The sequence below is a fragment of the Methanomassiliicoccales archaeon genome, assembly GCA_014361295.1.
Taxonomy (GTDB): domain Archaea; phylum Thermoplasmatota; class Thermoplasmata; order Methanomassiliicoccales; family JACIVX01; genus JACIVX01.
In genome coordinates, this window is the sequence record JACIVX010000001.1 from 1,400,790 (window position 1) to 1,416,317 (window position 15,528).

A 15,528-nucleotide genomic window follows, 5' to 3' on the forward strand; every position below is an offset into this window, starting at 1 on the left:
AAAGCTGGAACTTATTGCTCTATCGAGACCTGTGAAGGTGATAAATCTTGCAGAACAGGCACGTGGTCTAATTTATCAATTTGTCTGTCGCCGAGCACAACATGGGCTGTCCCATCTAATATCGGTTGAATCAGCTCTGGTATCCCATTTGGATTTATTGGTTAACAGCTAGGATATTAACGGTCATATCCGCGTTCATTTCAATAGTCGTATCTATTGGCTCCCGCAAACGCCTTTGCTCCTCCTCGATCTTCTCTGCTGATAAGTATATCGGGATCAGCCAGTTGTGCAACCATGAGAGTCTTATCTGCGTAACAATCTTCGATGGGGAATACTCTCACATCATCTATATCATAAACCAGCACTGAATTCTGTTAATTATAATCGCGGTGGTCGTTTCTTCATTATGAATTGGGATCATCACGATCAAATTCATAGGCACACTCGAAAGACGGGCTTGATAATTACTCCTTTTCAACAGACCAAAATGCCAAGCTTCATCGTCAAAATTACAGTTTCGCTACGGCGAATTGGAAATGCTAGTTCTTGTTGACGAACGGCTTGAAAACAACCATAGAATTTAATTGATCGGATACATATGCTCCGGCCAATCAAGTGTGGACTAATCTGCAGTATCAGCTGAACTGATATGAAAGCAATAGCATCGGTGCTTTGGAAGGTGCAATCAAATGCGTGTCGCATTCGTACCTGGTCAGAAACCTGATTATGTGCGCAATTCGATATTGGTTAAGGGGCTTCAAAAGAATGAAGTCGAAGTGGTGCAATGTGGCGTTTCTGCCCCAAAATATCCTGTTAGAATGATCAAAAGCGTATTGAACTTTTCATCAGCAAAGTCTTCAGAAAAATTAGATGCAGTTATCGTTGGTTTTTATGGCCACCCATTGGTTCCGATAGTGCGGAAGATGACTGATCTACCGATAATCTTTGATGCCTTCATTTCAACATATGATACTCTATGTTTTGAAAGAAAATCAGTTCCGCATGACTCGCCACTATGCAAGATTTTTTATTGGCTCGACAAAGTTTCTTGTAGCTGCAGCAATGTAGTCATTACGGATACAAATGCTCACATCGAATATTTCAGAAAAACCTTTGAACTCCGAGAAGTCGATTTCAGAAGGGTCTTCGTGGGAGCAGATGATGACATTTTTTTCCCGAAAGAACACGACGTCGAGAATGATTGTTTCACTGTATTTTTCCATGGCACTTATAGACCCTTGCAGGGAATAGATGTCATTGTAAAGGCCGCAGATATTCTAAAGGCAGAGAACATAGTTTTTAAGCTAATTGGCGACGGTCCAGAAAAGAACAGAATTGTGAAACTGGCAGCAGACTTGAAATTGAAAAATCTTGAATTTCTCAATTGGTCACCTTACGAGCAGCTACCAGCCCACATTCATGGAGCCGATGTTTGCCTTGGGGGGCCATTTTCAACTCACGGTAAGGCCTCTCGCGTAATCGCAGGTAAGACTTTTCAATATTTGGCTATGCGGAAGCCAGTAATTGTTGGGCGGACAAAAGCAAATAAGGAACTTCTAATCGACGGAAAGGATGTTGTAATGTGCGACGTGGGTTCTGCTAAATCACTAGCTGATGCAGTTTTGCGATTAAGAGATGATCCCGCATTGCGGAAATCGATTGCACAAGAAGGTTACAATACATTCAAGAAGAAAGGCACAGTCAAAGCAATAGGCAATGAAATGCTATCAATACTAAATGAGTTGCTTGATGGGGGTGTTTGCCAATAATGCTTCTTGAAAGTGCGATTCTTGTGGTAATTTCCATTCTAGCAATTTTTCTTCTTCCTGGTTTGGCGGTTGTACTTGTTCTACGGGCAATTCCATCCGAAAAAGAAGATTTCGGTTTGCTAGATGCCTTCTTTCTTTCAATTTTTATTAGTATTTTGTTTTCGAGCATCATTTTTTTGATCTTGGGTACAATTGGCTTATTTCAAATCACCAATATAATCATAATAAATTTACTATTTGCGACTTCTCTTGTAATTCTGAGAAAGGGAAAAAATGTTGTAAAGAGATTTCGACGCCCTTCTAAAATTGAAATACTGGCTTTCCTAACTCTTTTAGTTATTTCGACAGCCCTCTACTGTCATCCCTCTTACGAAATCGGAGCCCGACACGATATCGCCGTGTACATTAACACTGCTGTAAGCATCGGGAAGTCAGGTTCAATAAGAATCCATGATTATTTCCTCTCTAGTATGCCTTCCGACTCGCTCACCGTTCTTTATCGAGTTTTTCAAGACGAAGAAGGCCGAATGCAGGGATTACAATTTCCAGACTTTGCTATTGTAGATCCCGAAAAGGGAGAAATCCTTCCTTTGCAGCCGCCACTTTCACAATTATGGATGGCTACTTTCTTTGGAATTTTCGGAATCAATGGTGCCTTTTGGGCGACTCCCTTCTTTGGAGTCCTCTCAATAATATCGCTTTTCTTTCTAGCTCGATGCGTTTTTGGGACGAAGACCGGTTTTCTTGCATCTATATTGCTTGCAGTTTCGTACCCTCAGGTTTTCTTTTCCCAATATTCTAGCCCAGAGATATTCTTTCAATTTTATTTCATTAGTGGAACTTCTTGGCTTGTTTTTTTTCTTCGTGCACAGAAGGATCAAATTTGGGGGTGGCTATCATCAATGTCATTTGGTCTTCTGCCATTTATAAGAATTGAGGGATCATTTTTAATCGCCTTCATAGCTGCGTTATTGTGCGTATGCGCATTCCGACATGTTCTCTCATCCAGGTGGCTTCATTTCTTAGCTCCATTGGGGTTTATGAGCGTGGGATATTTATTCTACGCTAAATTCTTCTTATTACCATACTACTCACAAATTGGTAGGAATCTGCATGCTGCATATGGTATAAATGTCGGTGGAAGCACACTTTTGTATCTGTGCATCGGTTTGATGTTACTACTTATAATTATTACTGCTTTCTTGCTATTTTGGTCCAGTAGTCCCGACGAACATAGAGAGTTGATAAAGAATCATTCCTTTGGCAAGAAACTCTGGTATGCTGCGGGAATACTTTTTATTGCTTATATTCTTTTTTTATTTCTTACATCTCCTGAGATTGCAGAGTTCGCACCACTCAGAAGTCTCTTGCCAGTTCCTCGAGGTGATATAGATCCCATGATAGCGTTATCGCACTTTTTCACTCCTATTGGAGTTATCGTGTCATTCATGGGCATACTACTCGTCTTAGTCAGGAGAAACTTGTCTGGGCTGGTTTTGCTTCTTATATCCGCACCGTTTGTTTCCTTGTGTTTGTATACTATACCAAACAATCCAGTTTACCCATGGCTTATGCGAAGGCACATAACCGTTGTCATACCAGTGCTCTGCATTTTCATGGGTCACGCTCTCGTAAGTATGCCTCGCGAGTTTTCATCTAAAGTTAGGAAAAATATCTCTAAGATGATCGCAATAGGTATCACTGTGTTGATTTCGGCAAATTCAATATTCTTAGTAGTTCCTTTAACAAAATCCCAATTCAATGGGTATGTCGATTTCGTAGACTCGATGGCCAACGATTTTGATTCTGCGGATGTATTATTCGACTGTTGTAGATTTACAGATGGTGCTGTCTCTCTCCCGTTAAAATACATTTACGGCTTGAACTCGATCTACATGTGGGAACAAGAAATTGAGGCAGATCAATTAAATTCAACTTTGGATTGGTTGATCAGTAGCAACTACACCGTCTATTTTCTATTTCCGAGCACATCGCGATTAAATGCTGTATCGAATCTGGTCGCGGACCACTATGATTTCGTTCACGTCAAGGATTATTCGGTCACCATAGATAAGATTGAATGGGAATGGAAAACATTCAATAACAAAAGGGTCACATACTTATTGACCCTTCAACTGTATGTCATCGAACCAACGAGATCGTGAAAAATGTTTTAGCCATTTTTTACGATTTTTATTATTAGGATGTAATTTGTGGAATAATTCCTTTCTTTTCTCTATCATCAAGAACATATTCTTTGCGGACTCCATGTGAGAATTTACCAAGACTCTTAAGAGTTCGCGAAACTCTAATTTTCCGACCAATGCATTTAACCTCTCAGTTTTCTTCATTCCTATTTTGAATCTATAAAAGAAAAAGAGCGGATAAATGAACCACATCGCCAATGGAATATTCTTAAACAGAACGTAATTTGAGTTTCTCAAAATCAAGTGCAATTTAAATTTGGGATCTTTTGAAGTTGAAGAGTAGCCATGTAAAGCGACAGCATTTCCGATGAGATACGATTTCCAACCGAAATATCTCAAACGCCACGCCAAATCGACATCCTCCATATATGCGAAGAAATCTTCATCAAAAAAACCTGCCATTTCAAGTGCTTCCCTTCTATAGAGAGCCGCAGTAGCACTTACTCCGAAGATCTCAAAATTTCGGGTGACCATATCCTCCTCTAAACAGATGCCAAGATTGACTGCACTACCGTCTGGAAGAGGCGCAATTCCGAGTGTGTTAATCCGTCGATCTGCCATAAATAATATCTTTCCCTGACAAGAACCCACCTCAGGATTCTCTACCATGAATTCAGCTAAGGTGGTGAGGTAATCCTTTTCCAGAAACGCATCATTATTTATGATGGCTAAGAACTTAACTCTCTTATCTTGCAAAGCGGTTCTGATGCCTACGTTAACTGCACCGGAAAATCCTTTGTTTTCATTGAGCGTTATTACTGTTACATGCGAATACCTTTCTGTTATCAATTGAACCGAATTGTCAGTTGATGCATTGTCAACCACAATTACCCATAGATCCGCCACAACTTGTTCCATTATGCGATCAAGACATGTTAAAATATAATCCGCCCCGTTATAATTTGGGATGATGACTGCTAATTTTCCGCACTCAATCATTGATTTTTCGCCCATTTCTTCTCAGCTCTTTTGGCTCTCTCTAAATATTCAGCTAAAGTTAATCTTTCCATATATGGAAGCCATTTCGCCATTTTGTGCTGTTTTTCTATTTTTCTAGATCGAAAACCATCAATTATTGCATCAAAAATATGCTGATTCAATTTTTTAAACCATTTCAGACCACAAAATCTAATTATTTTTAGCTCCCAGTACAAATAATTTAAAGATATAAGATGAACATTTCTAATCAATTCCGAGAGAGGAAAATGCTTGAGGAGAATTCTCGTCCTGTTCGCTTCCGCATATAGATGTTTGTAGAAGTTTAGAAGTTTTTGATCGCGGATCGTCTTTTTCACGGAGGAAGAATATTTATGATAAACAATTGAGGTGGGCATGTATACAATTTGGTAACCAAAATTCCTGACTCTTAAATTGAAATCCAACTCCTCCAAATACATAAAAAATTTTGGATCAAACAAATATGTCTTCTCGAAAACTTCATCAGCTACGAGCATGCAACACGCAGTTATCATTGGAACTATCTCCGGCTTATTGTATTGCCCTTCGTCGTACTCACAATTACCCCTCGAGTAAGCATATGCAGTATTGGTGAATATCGATCCTGCACTGTCGAGCAAATTCGTTCCTGATAGAAGGATCTTAGGGCCAGAGATCCCAACGTTCTGAAATAATTCAAATGCTTGTAGGAGCGGATAAATGAAGCCCTTAGAGACTGTGACGTCGTTATTTATTATCAGGTGGAAATCATAATTCTTCTTTTTTCTACGATACTCCAAGGCAACACTATGTGCTTGGGCAAAGCCGATATTTCTTTCGTTAAGTAATAATTCGACCTTATTATTTAGTCTGTCAATGAGTAATTTCTTCTCATTATTATTGGATCCATTATCGATGACTAGTATGTCAAAATTTTTGAATCCTGAATTCAACAATGATTCCACGCATTCGATTGTTTCCACTGCAGTGTTATAGTTGATTAGCTGCACTGAGATGCTCACTTCTTCTTTCAATCTCGCACCCCAACCATGTTTTTCATATTCATGCGATTTCAAATTCATCAATACACGGAGTCATCACGTTATATGACCCTCTATGGATTCAACTGCGGACTCGATTAATGACCCCATGCATATTAATCTTTGAAACACCTGTTATATGGTTCCAATGATTCGATTTCATTAGTGTCATTAGCGCAATAGCGAGCACTGAAATAAATGTATTGAGCATGATGTCGACATTAAAAAAAATGATTGAGACATCTTATCAAGTGATTATATATGCAAGACCACATTGATGAAGGAAGTTCCATCCGAATTTCTCTAAAGGACATCTATCTCTATCGATACTCGTATTAATAATACTCGTATTGATTTTTCTATGTATCCTTACAATTCTGATAAAAGTTGTTCCGTACTTGATTCATAATTATCGATTTGAAATTGGCTTCGATACTGGAATGCTCGAACAACATTTGTGAATCTATAATTCAATTCTGCTGAATCTTGGGATATATTACCTACTTATCCGCAATTCCCCGACCCTCTTCTAGCCTAAAAAAATGGGTAGAGCCAGGTTTTATGTTGTTTTTTCTATGTTACACGGCATTTCGAACATCAGTATTAGAGAGTTGTTCAGATACTATTTACCAGGATTCGCCGGGATTGCATTGTTGTTGGTAGCATTGGTTTCGGGCAAGAATATCAGTAAGTCTTACATCGGGGGATACATAGTTGCTACACTAGTCGTCTTATCTTATGTGCAAGTAAATGCGATAGCAGAATCGTATTATAGACAATTCTTTGCCACAGTAATTTTCACTATGGCAATCAATTGTCTTGACAAGTACCTTTCCAATTGTAATAACAGGGATCTCATGCTCTTTGCTCTTCTTGGAGCTGGTGCCACCGCATATCACATCTCTATGATTCTATTGATCTTCATCACTTGCATTTTCGTACTATCAGTAGTCCTAAGGAAAAGGAATAGGAAACTGTTAGGAAACTGTTGAAACTTCTCTTCATCATTTTTTTTATTAATGCTCATTTCTTTTCCCGTTTGGACTCCAAAGGTGAGCGACTTAATTGATACGCTTCATCATTTCATCTACACTTCAATGTGGCGATCATTAACGCTATACTCTAGTGAGGGTCTCTGGTTAGGTGGTTCCGTCTAAAGAGGTACAACAGATTTGGCCAACTGCGGAGTATGGTGCTATTATCAGCGATTCTGTTCGTTCCATCCGCAGTCACTTCCATTGAAACCCAAATTGAAAGATCGCCATATATTACTGAAAATATCGAGGCGATCAGCTGGATCGGAAGCAATCTATCTACAAGTAATTCCACAATTTTCGCGCCTGATTATCTTTCAGCCGATCTTATCCAGCTAGGATACTTAATGGCGGTCTGGGACTTCTCCCCTTCAAATACCACACATCCAATGATCATTGCAGAAGAATTCATGGTCAATGCGCCTTCAAATTTGACATACCTCCAAGAATTTTTCAGCAATCATCCGGATTACAAAGAAAAAATATCTACGTCTCTGGGGTAGTTGGGATCTCGATCGGCCTCTCGTCATGACGAAGAAACTCATTCCAGTTGATGATTATGCATTAAGCCCGTATTTCAAATGCGCTTATTATGGATATGCCGAGATTCTTTATATCCATCAGACATCGGTCCGACTGATTTCTGACTCAGTACCCTGTTCAAAAATTCCAGAAAATAATAAATCAGGATCTTTTCTTTAATCCAATGGTCATCAAGCATTTCCAGATCCTGCTGAAAGCTCCCTTCTTTTCCGGAATCAGACGGATGATTCTAATACCAGTAGGCAATTGGATGATCATAATGAAATCTGTGATCGATGGTCCCACATCGGTGACAAAATTTAATATGAATGTGGTCAAAGGCACAAGGACCAGCGATAAAGCAATTGATGCGGCAATGCGCTCAACGGCATTAAAAAACTTTGTTTGTGGAGAATCGTCAGCTGCCTTTTTCTTGCTCTAAAAGCAAGTAAGACCAAACGAATCCTGGAAGGAAAAAGACGACGATCGTGCCAACGATGGCGCGCAGGAGTTCAATAATTATTTATCTTTGCATCATTAACTTGATATCTTATGATATTGGAATTCCCTGGAAAGTTGTGATTGCGTTTTCTTGTGTTAGTATTGCAATTGTGTTAGCATTGCAACATGTTACTTGTTTGACAAATTCACTTTCAAGACCGCTCTAGGAGCGATCTCGTCAAGACCCAATCTAGCTGATAAGTGAGAGATCATCTGCGATCTCCCTCATACTGGAGATGAATCTATCCCTTGAAAAGCTCTTAACTGCGAATTCCCTCGCATTGAGACCCATTTCCTTGCATTTGTGAGGGTTATCGTGTAGAAATTCAATGAACGAAGCCAACTGATCAGAACTGCCTGGAGAATAAAGAAATTCATTCTTTCCATTCTCTATGAGTTTAGGAGTCCCTCCAGATGCAGCACCGATGAGGGGTCTTCCGCATATCATGGCTTCAATCGGTACTCGACCAAACGCCTCACATCAGGAGCATATGAGGAGTACATCAGAGTTCTGGATCAAAGAGGTTGGGTTTTCAACATAACCCGTGAAAGTTATGCGATCCTTGAGATTGCTTGTCGAAACCAACTCCTCCAAATGGCATTTATATTTCTCATCCCACACTCCAACTATTGCCAGTTTGACGTCAAAGCCTTTTCTTACGAGGACTTTAATCGCGTCAATGGCGGTTACATGTCCTTTTTCCTTCGCGTACTCCTCCGAGCATTATGCACTTGATTCTTTTCCGCTTGTTTTCGTTGCAATTAACAATCCAGAAAAGCAAGGATCGAGGCCTGAGAACGATACCTTCTCGATGGCCTTATCAATTCGACTCACCCATTAGCGAGGGAGTGTCGGCGGTGTACCCTTCGTTCACCCCCCGGTAGGCCGAAGCGTATCATGAGCATCGAGTTTGTCCGCCGTTTCCTATTGTTGCCTCCTATTGTTGGCTACGCTATCGAGGTCTTGGCGTCTTGCGTCTGCGGGCGCGTTCAAGGGGTGTGCGTTTCAAAAGGCTGTATCGAAAGGTGTGCGTCTTCATCGAATCCTTTACGTCGTCCTTCCGTGTCCGCATCTTGCAATGATCGGGCGTACGAGTTTACGCAGACACTCATTCAAGGGATATGTGAAGGATTTTTCTTGCAATACGTCTCATTTCGAATTTTTTGTGAAAAAGCGAAAAATCGTATCTAGTTAGGCACTTATCGCTCGAAAAAGGAAAGCGCGCACAAGCGTATGCTAACTAGATTTTTTCACGTTCATAACTTGCCGACTCGTGTCGCAATCGGCAGTGCAAGTATCCGGCGAGATGATCCGCCGGCGTTCTCACTTCTTTTCCCGTTGTTTTTTGTAGAGCCTGATTTCTGCCCGGTATATGAGGCGCATCGGAAATCATTTGCCAATGCACGTTTACGCACCAAGACTGGGCAGAAGGTGTGTCGGCCCCGTGTCGGAAGTGTGTCGGGGTGCGTGTCGCCTCCTTTTTTAGGTCTTCTCTAACGCCGAGACCTCGGGGCTCGTCTTGAAGAGCGTCTTCAATTTGTCCGCGGTCTCGAGCAGCTTCCCCGCTGCCCCGTAAGCGCCGACTGCATCTTCCTCTCTCCCTTCTTAGCAAACCAAAGTGTGATAATACTCCTCCATCCTCTAATCTATATGGGGTTATTGTGGAGTCTCCTTGCTAAAGGGTGGAGGAATTGACACGCATGCGGGACAGTCCTCCTCCCATTCGGGATGATAAGTGAGTGCTTCTCGTCTTACCTTCGGGAATTGATTCGCAAGTTGCATGGATTTTCTGCTCTATCTACATGCTTTTAATCGGCAATTCATTGAATTCCTGCCTTTACCCTCAGGAAGCAGTTTAGCTTACTCCTTCATGAAATAGGCGAGGGTTAAACCGTTATGTTGTAAATACCTCTTATCGTGACAACAAGGGTTCAGCGGTTCTATCCTATCACAACAACGCTTTCCTGCTTAATACTCTCTTCTTAATTATCTATCGATGAAATGATGTGCATATTAGCATAGGTTACATTTCGGAGCGATTCAAGACATTCAATTGTATCTTGCAGTCCGTTCCAATTTAATATTACAATAAAGACCTTCGGCGGGGTACTTCTCATATTTTCCCACTTTTGGATTATTTTTAGCTACTTATTAAGATGTTTGTCTCGACGGATGTTTGATAATTTTCGATTTACTTTAAAATTTGATTATTCTAATACGCTCCGATTAAACACCAACTATAATTCATTTTTGAGATAGGAACGCGAAGGCAATGTTTAATGTGCCTTTGACACTATGCTCAAGGTGCGATCGCCTCGGTGACGAAATTGTCCAAAAGCGGTCATGTTGATATCTATCGTGTACTTGATATTATAGTCGTCTTCGTTACCGTAATCTGGATAATCTCTATTTTCCCTAGGGTTCTTCCCTATTGCGTTCACGATTATAAGTTTGAACTTGGATTTGATACAGGTACGTATGAACAATTAATCACACTTTATAGTAATTCTAACTCTTGGAAAGTATTACCCGCTTATCCTGAGTTCCCTATGCCGTATCAAGCATATACTAAATGGATGGAACCTGGCTTCTTCGTTACGGTTTCTGTCTCAAATGGGATTATGGGTGCCGACATCCATTGGTTGTTCAGATATTATCTTCCGGGAATTGTAGGGGTAATTACTACTTTGATTTCGTTTGTGGCTAGTAGAAATCTTACCCGATCAAACATCGGTGGTGGAATCTCTGCTCTATTAGTTTCCTTTTCCTACATTCAAATCAATGCGGTAACAGAATCCTATTATAGACAAATTTTCGCCACAGTAATACTCGTTATGTCGCTCGTCTATCTAGACAAGTATTTTGAGACCAGAAAAACAAGCAATCTCGCATTATTTACCGTCCTCGCTCTGGGGACAGTTGCTTATCATATTGCTGTGTCCTTGTTCGTTTTTTTTGCATATTTGATATCTCTCATCTTTTTTATTTGGATCAAAGATAGAAAAGCGATAAGGTCAATTGTTCTTTCAATTATTTCTGCAATACTGCTGTCTGCACCCGCTTGGATACCGAGATTTGGAGATATCCTGAATACATTCGTTGCAGCGATTTCGACATCTGTCTGGAGAACTTCAACCCTTCCTTCTGGAGAAGGTCTCTGGGCTGGAGGGGGAGCGATCCCAAGTTTATTTTGGTCATATCCACATATCTTAATTGGATATCTGTTGTTCCTTTTCCCTATTGTGGTTTTTTCGATTATAAGTTATTACATTCTTTGGAAAAAACACGCGCTCCATTACACGATACCAGCTCTCTCAATCATACTATGGTTTTATATCGGCCTTTGGCTCTTCTTTGGAAATCGATTTATATTAAATCTCGATCTATTACTCTGCATCATCGCACCAGTTGCAATTGTGTATCTTTATCAAAATACATTAAGGAAACACAGGAGGAGAATACGGGTTCTAGGCGTCGTTTTGATGGCTGCGGTGCTTGTGGTTCCATCCGCATGTATTTCGATTGATAGCCAGCTCAATAAGGCGCCTTACATAACAGAAAACATCGAGGCAATTGATTGGATCGAAAAGAACATTTCTAAGGACAACTCGGTGATCTTCGCACCGGATTACCTCTCTGCCGATCTTATTCAGCTTGGCTACTTGATGGCTGTCTGGGACTTTTCCTTGGCCAGAGAAAACGAACATCCGATGACCATTGCAGAAGAATTCATGCTCAATGCGCCAACAAATCTCACATATATCGAGCAATTCCTGACTGATAACCCAGCATACAAAGATAAGGAGATCTACGTGTTGTGGGGGACCTGGGATCTCGACCGCCCCCTCGTGATGACCAAGAAATTAATTCCTATCGAAGATTACGCCTCCAGTCCTTACTTCAAGTGTGTTTATCACGGATATGCTGAGGTCCTTTGCATTTACAAATATGTGGGCTCTTTCGGTGATTGATTGGATTGATAATAAACATCAATTTTTGCGTACTCTTTTCATTTTTCCTAAAATACCTCGCAGTATCTTTTTCTTCTTTACTAGCAAAAGCAAGGCCCCGACAACAATCGGTATCAATGATATCATCAGGGAATCAAGAATCGAAGGGCCGACATCGATGAGCAAATTCAGAAGAAAAACTGTGAGAGGAATGAGCACCAGAGATAGAGCGAATGAAACCGCAATCCGTTCAATGATTCTAAAAAATCTTTCTTGTGTAGATTTATCCGCGATATTTACCTGTCCCAGCAGCAAATAGGACCAGACAAATCCCGGAAGGAAATAAACGAGAATCGTCCCAATTGCCACCAACAAGAACTCTACAATCATTTCTTTGGCTGCATTGGTTGGCGGCTATTTTATAATATTGTAAATCAAATGAATTTTCCTTCAAAATCGACTCGATTTTTCGCGTTTTAATTGATCTTCGAGTGCTGTTTTTACGCTAAATCTACAAAAGGCCTTTATTACTGGATTGCGGTGCAAGCTAAAGAGCCCTGTCTTCGGAGATCTAGTTTTATGCAAAACAAACGATAAACGATCCCCAGTTTCAAAAAGCCATCATTCAACTTCTACAGAAATTTCCATTCACTTACCAAAAATAGCTCTCCTAAGGGAATAAAAGCGTTTTACTCGTTTTTACCATTTACTTGTCGTCAAGACTTTGTTCGTTAAATGCCGACTGTTGCTCGTTGCATAAACCACAAGCATATTTAAATTAGATCCTCGATAGTTGAATAGCACCCAGAATAGATGATATGCCTCGAATGATCTACTCTTATGAACTAAATCGGATTACTCAAGTCGATAACATTCCTTTTCGAAACTTCCCATTTATTGTCTCTTCTTGATGAGTACGATCGCCGAAATACAAACGACTGCAACTGCAGATAGGATCGCCCCAATTCCTACTGGAGAAAAGATATTTGCGAAGATCGAAACACTTTCAATTTCGATTGTGTGGGTTGAAAAACTTGGCACATAAATGAGAATCTGAGAAATCTTGTCGTTATGCAACACTGTATACATCGCATCGCTTTCCCCGGATCCAGATGCGAAAAGAACCTCCAACGGCTTCGTCGTCTCCTTGATCGTTTTTCCATCAATCTTCACGATCAAATTGGCTTTTTTCATTTCGATTGTGTTTTCGTCGATATTGAGCAGCACAAGTTTTCCTTCGTGATTCTCCGAAGAAACCTCGAGCGCAATCCGATTCTTATAAGCGCTCATAACTTTGACGCGGAACTGATGATGGTATTCCATGATATCGTACATCGCACTGCCATTACGCACGAGCAGCGAGATTTCGCAGCCCAGTCTGTTCTGCACGATCGCATAGAAGAGCGCCTCCTCCGCGGTCAGACTCCTGTTGGCAAACGCTGGTATCGCCCTGAACATGATGTGATTTCCTTCTGTCGTCACATTAACGAAAGTTCCATCGCTTCCCATTTCTGTCGTTATTGTTCCGTCATCGGTCGCGATGATCGCACGTGCCGATCCCTTTGAAAGAATGACAGCTTCTCTATCAGCGAACTGTCCACCGATTCCAGAGCCGACGATCCGGGTGATCTCGATGTCATCTGCCAGTTGGAAGGAGACAAAAACACGCGTGACATTTGAAACAACATGATACATGCCTGTTGGGTTATCATGAATGATGATCTGAACCGACCCGTTATCCGCGTGCAACACGGCCCCGCGAACAACGGGTGCGTCAGGATCAAAATCATCGATGAGAATTCGATCAAAAAATCTGATCGTTTCATTTTTGAACTTCAGGGTGTAATCCGTCACCGTGCCGGTCATCTCATCGTAGAAGAAATCGATGAAGTATCCGTCAGCAACTCCATTAGAGTACGAGAATGATGCAAAGAGTGCGTAGCGCATTCCCTCCTGCATCATCTCTCGCATCTGTTCTTCCATATGCTGTTGGTCGCCGCCGTGCATGAATCCCATGCCGTCGTGCCACATCTGACCGTCGGACCAGTTCCAGGCGCGATCGCCCATTCCCATCCCGTTGCCCGATTGTGGCGTCGGTGTATTCGGCATCATTCCGCCGTCTGCCGATGCTGAGCTCGAGAGAAGCGGTGCGATGAGTATGACCGCGATCGCGCCGATCAGGAACTTGATATGCTTAGGGGGCATGGAAAATCTCAAAAAGCCAATCGATCCTGATTCTTAAGCACTTTATGGTTCAAGCATCGAACGCATTCTCAGCCGCGAGTTCATTGAGACTTTTGCAAATTTGATTTTTTCTTGCAATGGTAAATGATGAAAACTTTCTAATGCCTCACAACTTAATCATCATCAGGTATAGAAGATGACACCGATCGATCTATTCCTGAGAATCTGTTTAGCTGGCTTTTCGATCATTCTCGTTGTTGTATCGATCCTTGCGTTTCGCAGGTATCGGGAACCGAGGCTCGCCATCGTTTCGATCGCCTTTTTTTTCTACATGGTTCTATCATTTCTCGTTCTTTTATCAGAGTTCCTTGGACTCGATGAGTTCTCGATGAGTCCTTATCTCGTCGCGCTGAATCTCGCAATACTCCTAAGCCTTTATTTCGCGCTGCTGAAGAGATGAAATGATATGGATGACGCCCTCAACCTCGAGAATAGAAGGAAGATCTACCAGTACATTGCTCAGAACCCGGGAACGTATCTGAGGGAGATGGAGCGCGCACTCTCGATGCAACCTGGCGTTCTCTCCTACCATCTCGATGTCATGGAAAAGCGAGGGCTGATTAAATCCGAAGACGATGGCTACATCAAAAGATATTTTCCCGCCGAGACGTTCAAGCAGCGCGATAGACGCATTGTCTCGCTCTTGAGGCAGGAATCACCAAGAAAAATTCTCCTGCATATGCTTCTTAATGGATCTTCCAGTTTTCAATCATTGACGAACGCAGTTGGACTTTCAAAATCGACGCTTTCCTATCACTTGAAGAAATTGACTTCCGCTGGAATTATTTTCTCAAAAAAGGTGGAAAGGGAATTTGTCTACGGCATCGAAAATCCTGATGAAGTTGCGAATCTTTTGATCACTCTGCAGGAGAGCTTAGAAAGCGATGCAGTCGATCGCTTCGTTGATATTTGGAGAAAACTGGGAAAATAAATCTTTTCGAGGGACTCAGATTTGGATAGAAAGATTGGATGCTGAAAGAATTGTGATGGAAGCGCTCGACAAAGTTGTTTTATTAGATAAGGCCGATGTTAATCCTAAATAATTATTCTGCTGGCAGCAGAAGGTCGCGATCATGATGGCAGTCGCCAAAATCCAAAGCCTATCATGTTCGATGAGACTAACTCCGCCCCCGACCCAGAATTTATCGGGGTTCTCGATCTCATGAAGCGTTTGGCGAAAGGTGGCTTGAGGATGATCATCGTCTCGCATGAAATTGGCTTTGAAAGAGAAGTTTCCGATCGTGTCGTTTTGTCGATCAGGAAGTGATTTGGGAAGAAGAGACAACGGCACGATTATTCACAGATTTTCATAGTATGAGAAAAA

General features: G+C 41.4%; 16 protein-coding genes. 9 read left to right on the forward strand and 7 right to left on the reverse strand.

The window, feature by feature from the left end; translation table 11 throughout:
* Positions 1 to 689: 689 nt before the first annotated feature.
* Together H5T41_06920 and H5T41_06925 are read left to right on the forward strand one after the other, a co-directional pair.
* Positions 690 to 1,769 carry a glycosyltransferase gene (locus H5T41_06920; GenBank protein MBC7108500.1) on the forward strand — a complete coding sequence of 360 codons (1,080 nt, stop codon included), beginning with the start codon at positions 690 to 692 and terminating at the stop codon, positions 1,767 to 1,769.
* On the forward strand, positions 1,760 to 3,934 hold the full coding sequence (locus tag H5T41_06925) for a glycosyltransferase family 39 protein (GenBank protein ID MBC7108501.1): 2,175 nt from the start codon (positions 1,760 to 1,762) through the stop codon (positions 3,932 to 3,934). Before H5T41_06920 ends, H5T41_06925 begins: the two co-directional genes overlap by 10 nt.
* Here H5T41_06925 and H5T41_06930 read toward each other — a convergent pair.
* Both H5T41_06930 and H5T41_06935 read right to left on the reverse strand, forming a co-directional pair.
* Positions 3,890 to 4,930: a glycosyltransferase family 2 protein gene (locus tag H5T41_06930; protein ID MBC7108502.1), complete on the reverse strand. Its 1,041-nt coding sequence runs from the start codon at positions 4,928 to 4,930 to the stop codon at positions 3,890 to 3,892. The genes H5T41_06925 and H5T41_06930 overlap by 45 nt on opposite strands.
* Positions 4,912 to 5,946, reverse strand: coding sequence for a glycosyltransferase family 2 protein (locus H5T41_06935; GenBank protein ID MBC7108503.1), 1,035 nt, complete (start codon positions 5,944 to 5,946; stop codon positions 4,912 to 4,914). Before H5T41_06935 ends, H5T41_06930 begins: the two co-directional genes overlap by 19 nt.
* 659 nt (positions 5,947 to 6,605) lie before the next feature.
* On the opposite strand from H5T41_06935, the gene H5T41_06940 reads away from it, so the two are divergent.
* The 3 genes from H5T41_06940 (at position 6,606) to H5T41_06950 (ending at position 7,950) form a co-directional block, all read left to right on the forward strand.
* The gene (locus H5T41_06940; GenBank protein MBC7108504.1) at positions 6,606 to 6,944 is read left to right on the forward strand and encodes a hypothetical protein; all 339 of its coding nucleotides are present in this window, start codon (positions 6,606 to 6,608) and stop codon (positions 6,942 to 6,944) included.
* Positions 6,945 to 7,141: 197 nt separating this feature from the next.
* On the forward strand, positions 7,142 to 7,489 hold the full coding sequence (locus tag H5T41_06945) for a hypothetical protein (GenBank protein ID MBC7108505.1): 348 nt from the start codon (positions 7,142 to 7,144) through the stop codon (positions 7,487 to 7,489).
* A 299-nt stretch (positions 7,490 to 7,788) separates the two neighbouring features.
* Positions 7,789 to 7,950: a hypothetical protein gene (locus H5T41_06950; protein MBC7108506.1), complete on the forward strand. Its 162-nt coding sequence runs from the start codon at positions 7,789 to 7,791 to the stop codon at positions 7,948 to 7,950.
* 249 nt (positions 7,951 to 8,199) lie between these two features.
* On the opposite strand, the gene H5T41_06955 is transcribed toward H5T41_06950, so the two are convergent.
* The 3 genes from H5T41_06955 to H5T41_06965 form a co-directional block, all read right to left on the reverse strand.
* Positions 8,200 to 8,457 carry a glycosyltransferase gene (locus H5T41_06955; protein ID MBC7108507.1) on the reverse strand — a complete coding sequence of 86 codons (258 nt, stop codon included), beginning with the start codon at positions 8,455 to 8,457 and terminating at the stop codon, positions 8,200 to 8,202.
* 33 nt (positions 8,458 to 8,490) lie between these two features.
* Positions 8,491 to 8,691, reverse strand: a complete 201-nt coding sequence (locus H5T41_06960) for a glycosyltransferase (GenBank protein MBC7108508.1) — start codon at positions 8,689 to 8,691, stop codon at positions 8,491 to 8,493.
* A 559-nt stretch (positions 8,692 to 9,250) separates the two neighbouring features.
* Entirely contained in the window at positions 9,251 to 9,622 is a 372-nt protein-coding gene (locus H5T41_06965; GenBank protein MBC7108509.1) for a hypothetical protein, read from the reverse strand.
* 937 nt (positions 9,623 to 10,559) lie between these two features.
* Here H5T41_06965 and H5T41_06970 point away from each other — a divergent pair.
* Positions 10,560 to 11,981, forward strand: a complete 1,422-nt coding sequence (locus H5T41_06970; protein ID MBC7108510.1) for a hypothetical protein — start codon at positions 10,560 to 10,562, stop codon at positions 11,979 to 11,981.
* Positions 11,982 to 11,999: 18 nt separating this feature from the next.
* On the opposite strand, the gene H5T41_06975 is transcribed toward H5T41_06970, so the two are convergent.
* Both H5T41_06975 and H5T41_06980 read right to left on the reverse strand, forming a co-directional pair.
* Positions 12,000 to 12,350, reverse strand: coding sequence for a hypothetical protein (locus H5T41_06975; GenBank protein ID MBC7108511.1), 351 nt, complete (start codon positions 12,348 to 12,350; stop codon positions 12,000 to 12,002).
* 504 nt (positions 12,351 to 12,854) lie between these two features.
* The gene (locus H5T41_06980; protein MBC7108512.1) at positions 12,855 to 14,165 is read right to left on the reverse strand and encodes a hypothetical protein; all 1,311 of its coding nucleotides are present in this window, start codon (positions 14,163 to 14,165) and stop codon (positions 12,855 to 12,857) included.
* A gap of 175 nt (positions 14,166 to 14,340) precedes the next feature.
* Here H5T41_06980 and H5T41_06985 point away from each other — a divergent pair, with 175 nt between their 5' ends.
* From H5T41_06985 to H5T41_06995, 3 genes are all read left to right on the forward strand, one after another.
* Entirely contained in the window at positions 14,341 to 14,604 is a 264-nt protein-coding gene (locus tag H5T41_06985) for a hypothetical protein (protein MBC7108513.1), read from the forward strand.
* 6 nt (positions 14,605 to 14,610) lie between these two features.
* Positions 14,611 to 15,135 carry an ArsR family transcriptional regulator gene (locus tag H5T41_06990; protein ID MBC7108514.1) on the forward strand — a complete coding sequence of 175 codons (525 nt, stop codon included), beginning with the start codon at positions 14,611 to 14,613 and terminating at the stop codon, positions 15,133 to 15,135.
* 174 nt (positions 15,136 to 15,309) lie between these two features.
* Positions 15,310 to 15,471: a hypothetical protein gene (locus tag H5T41_06995; protein MBC7108515.1), complete on the forward strand. Its 162-nt coding sequence runs from the start codon at positions 15,310 to 15,312 to the stop codon at positions 15,469 to 15,471.
* Positions 15,472 to 15,528: the final 57 nt, after the last annotated feature.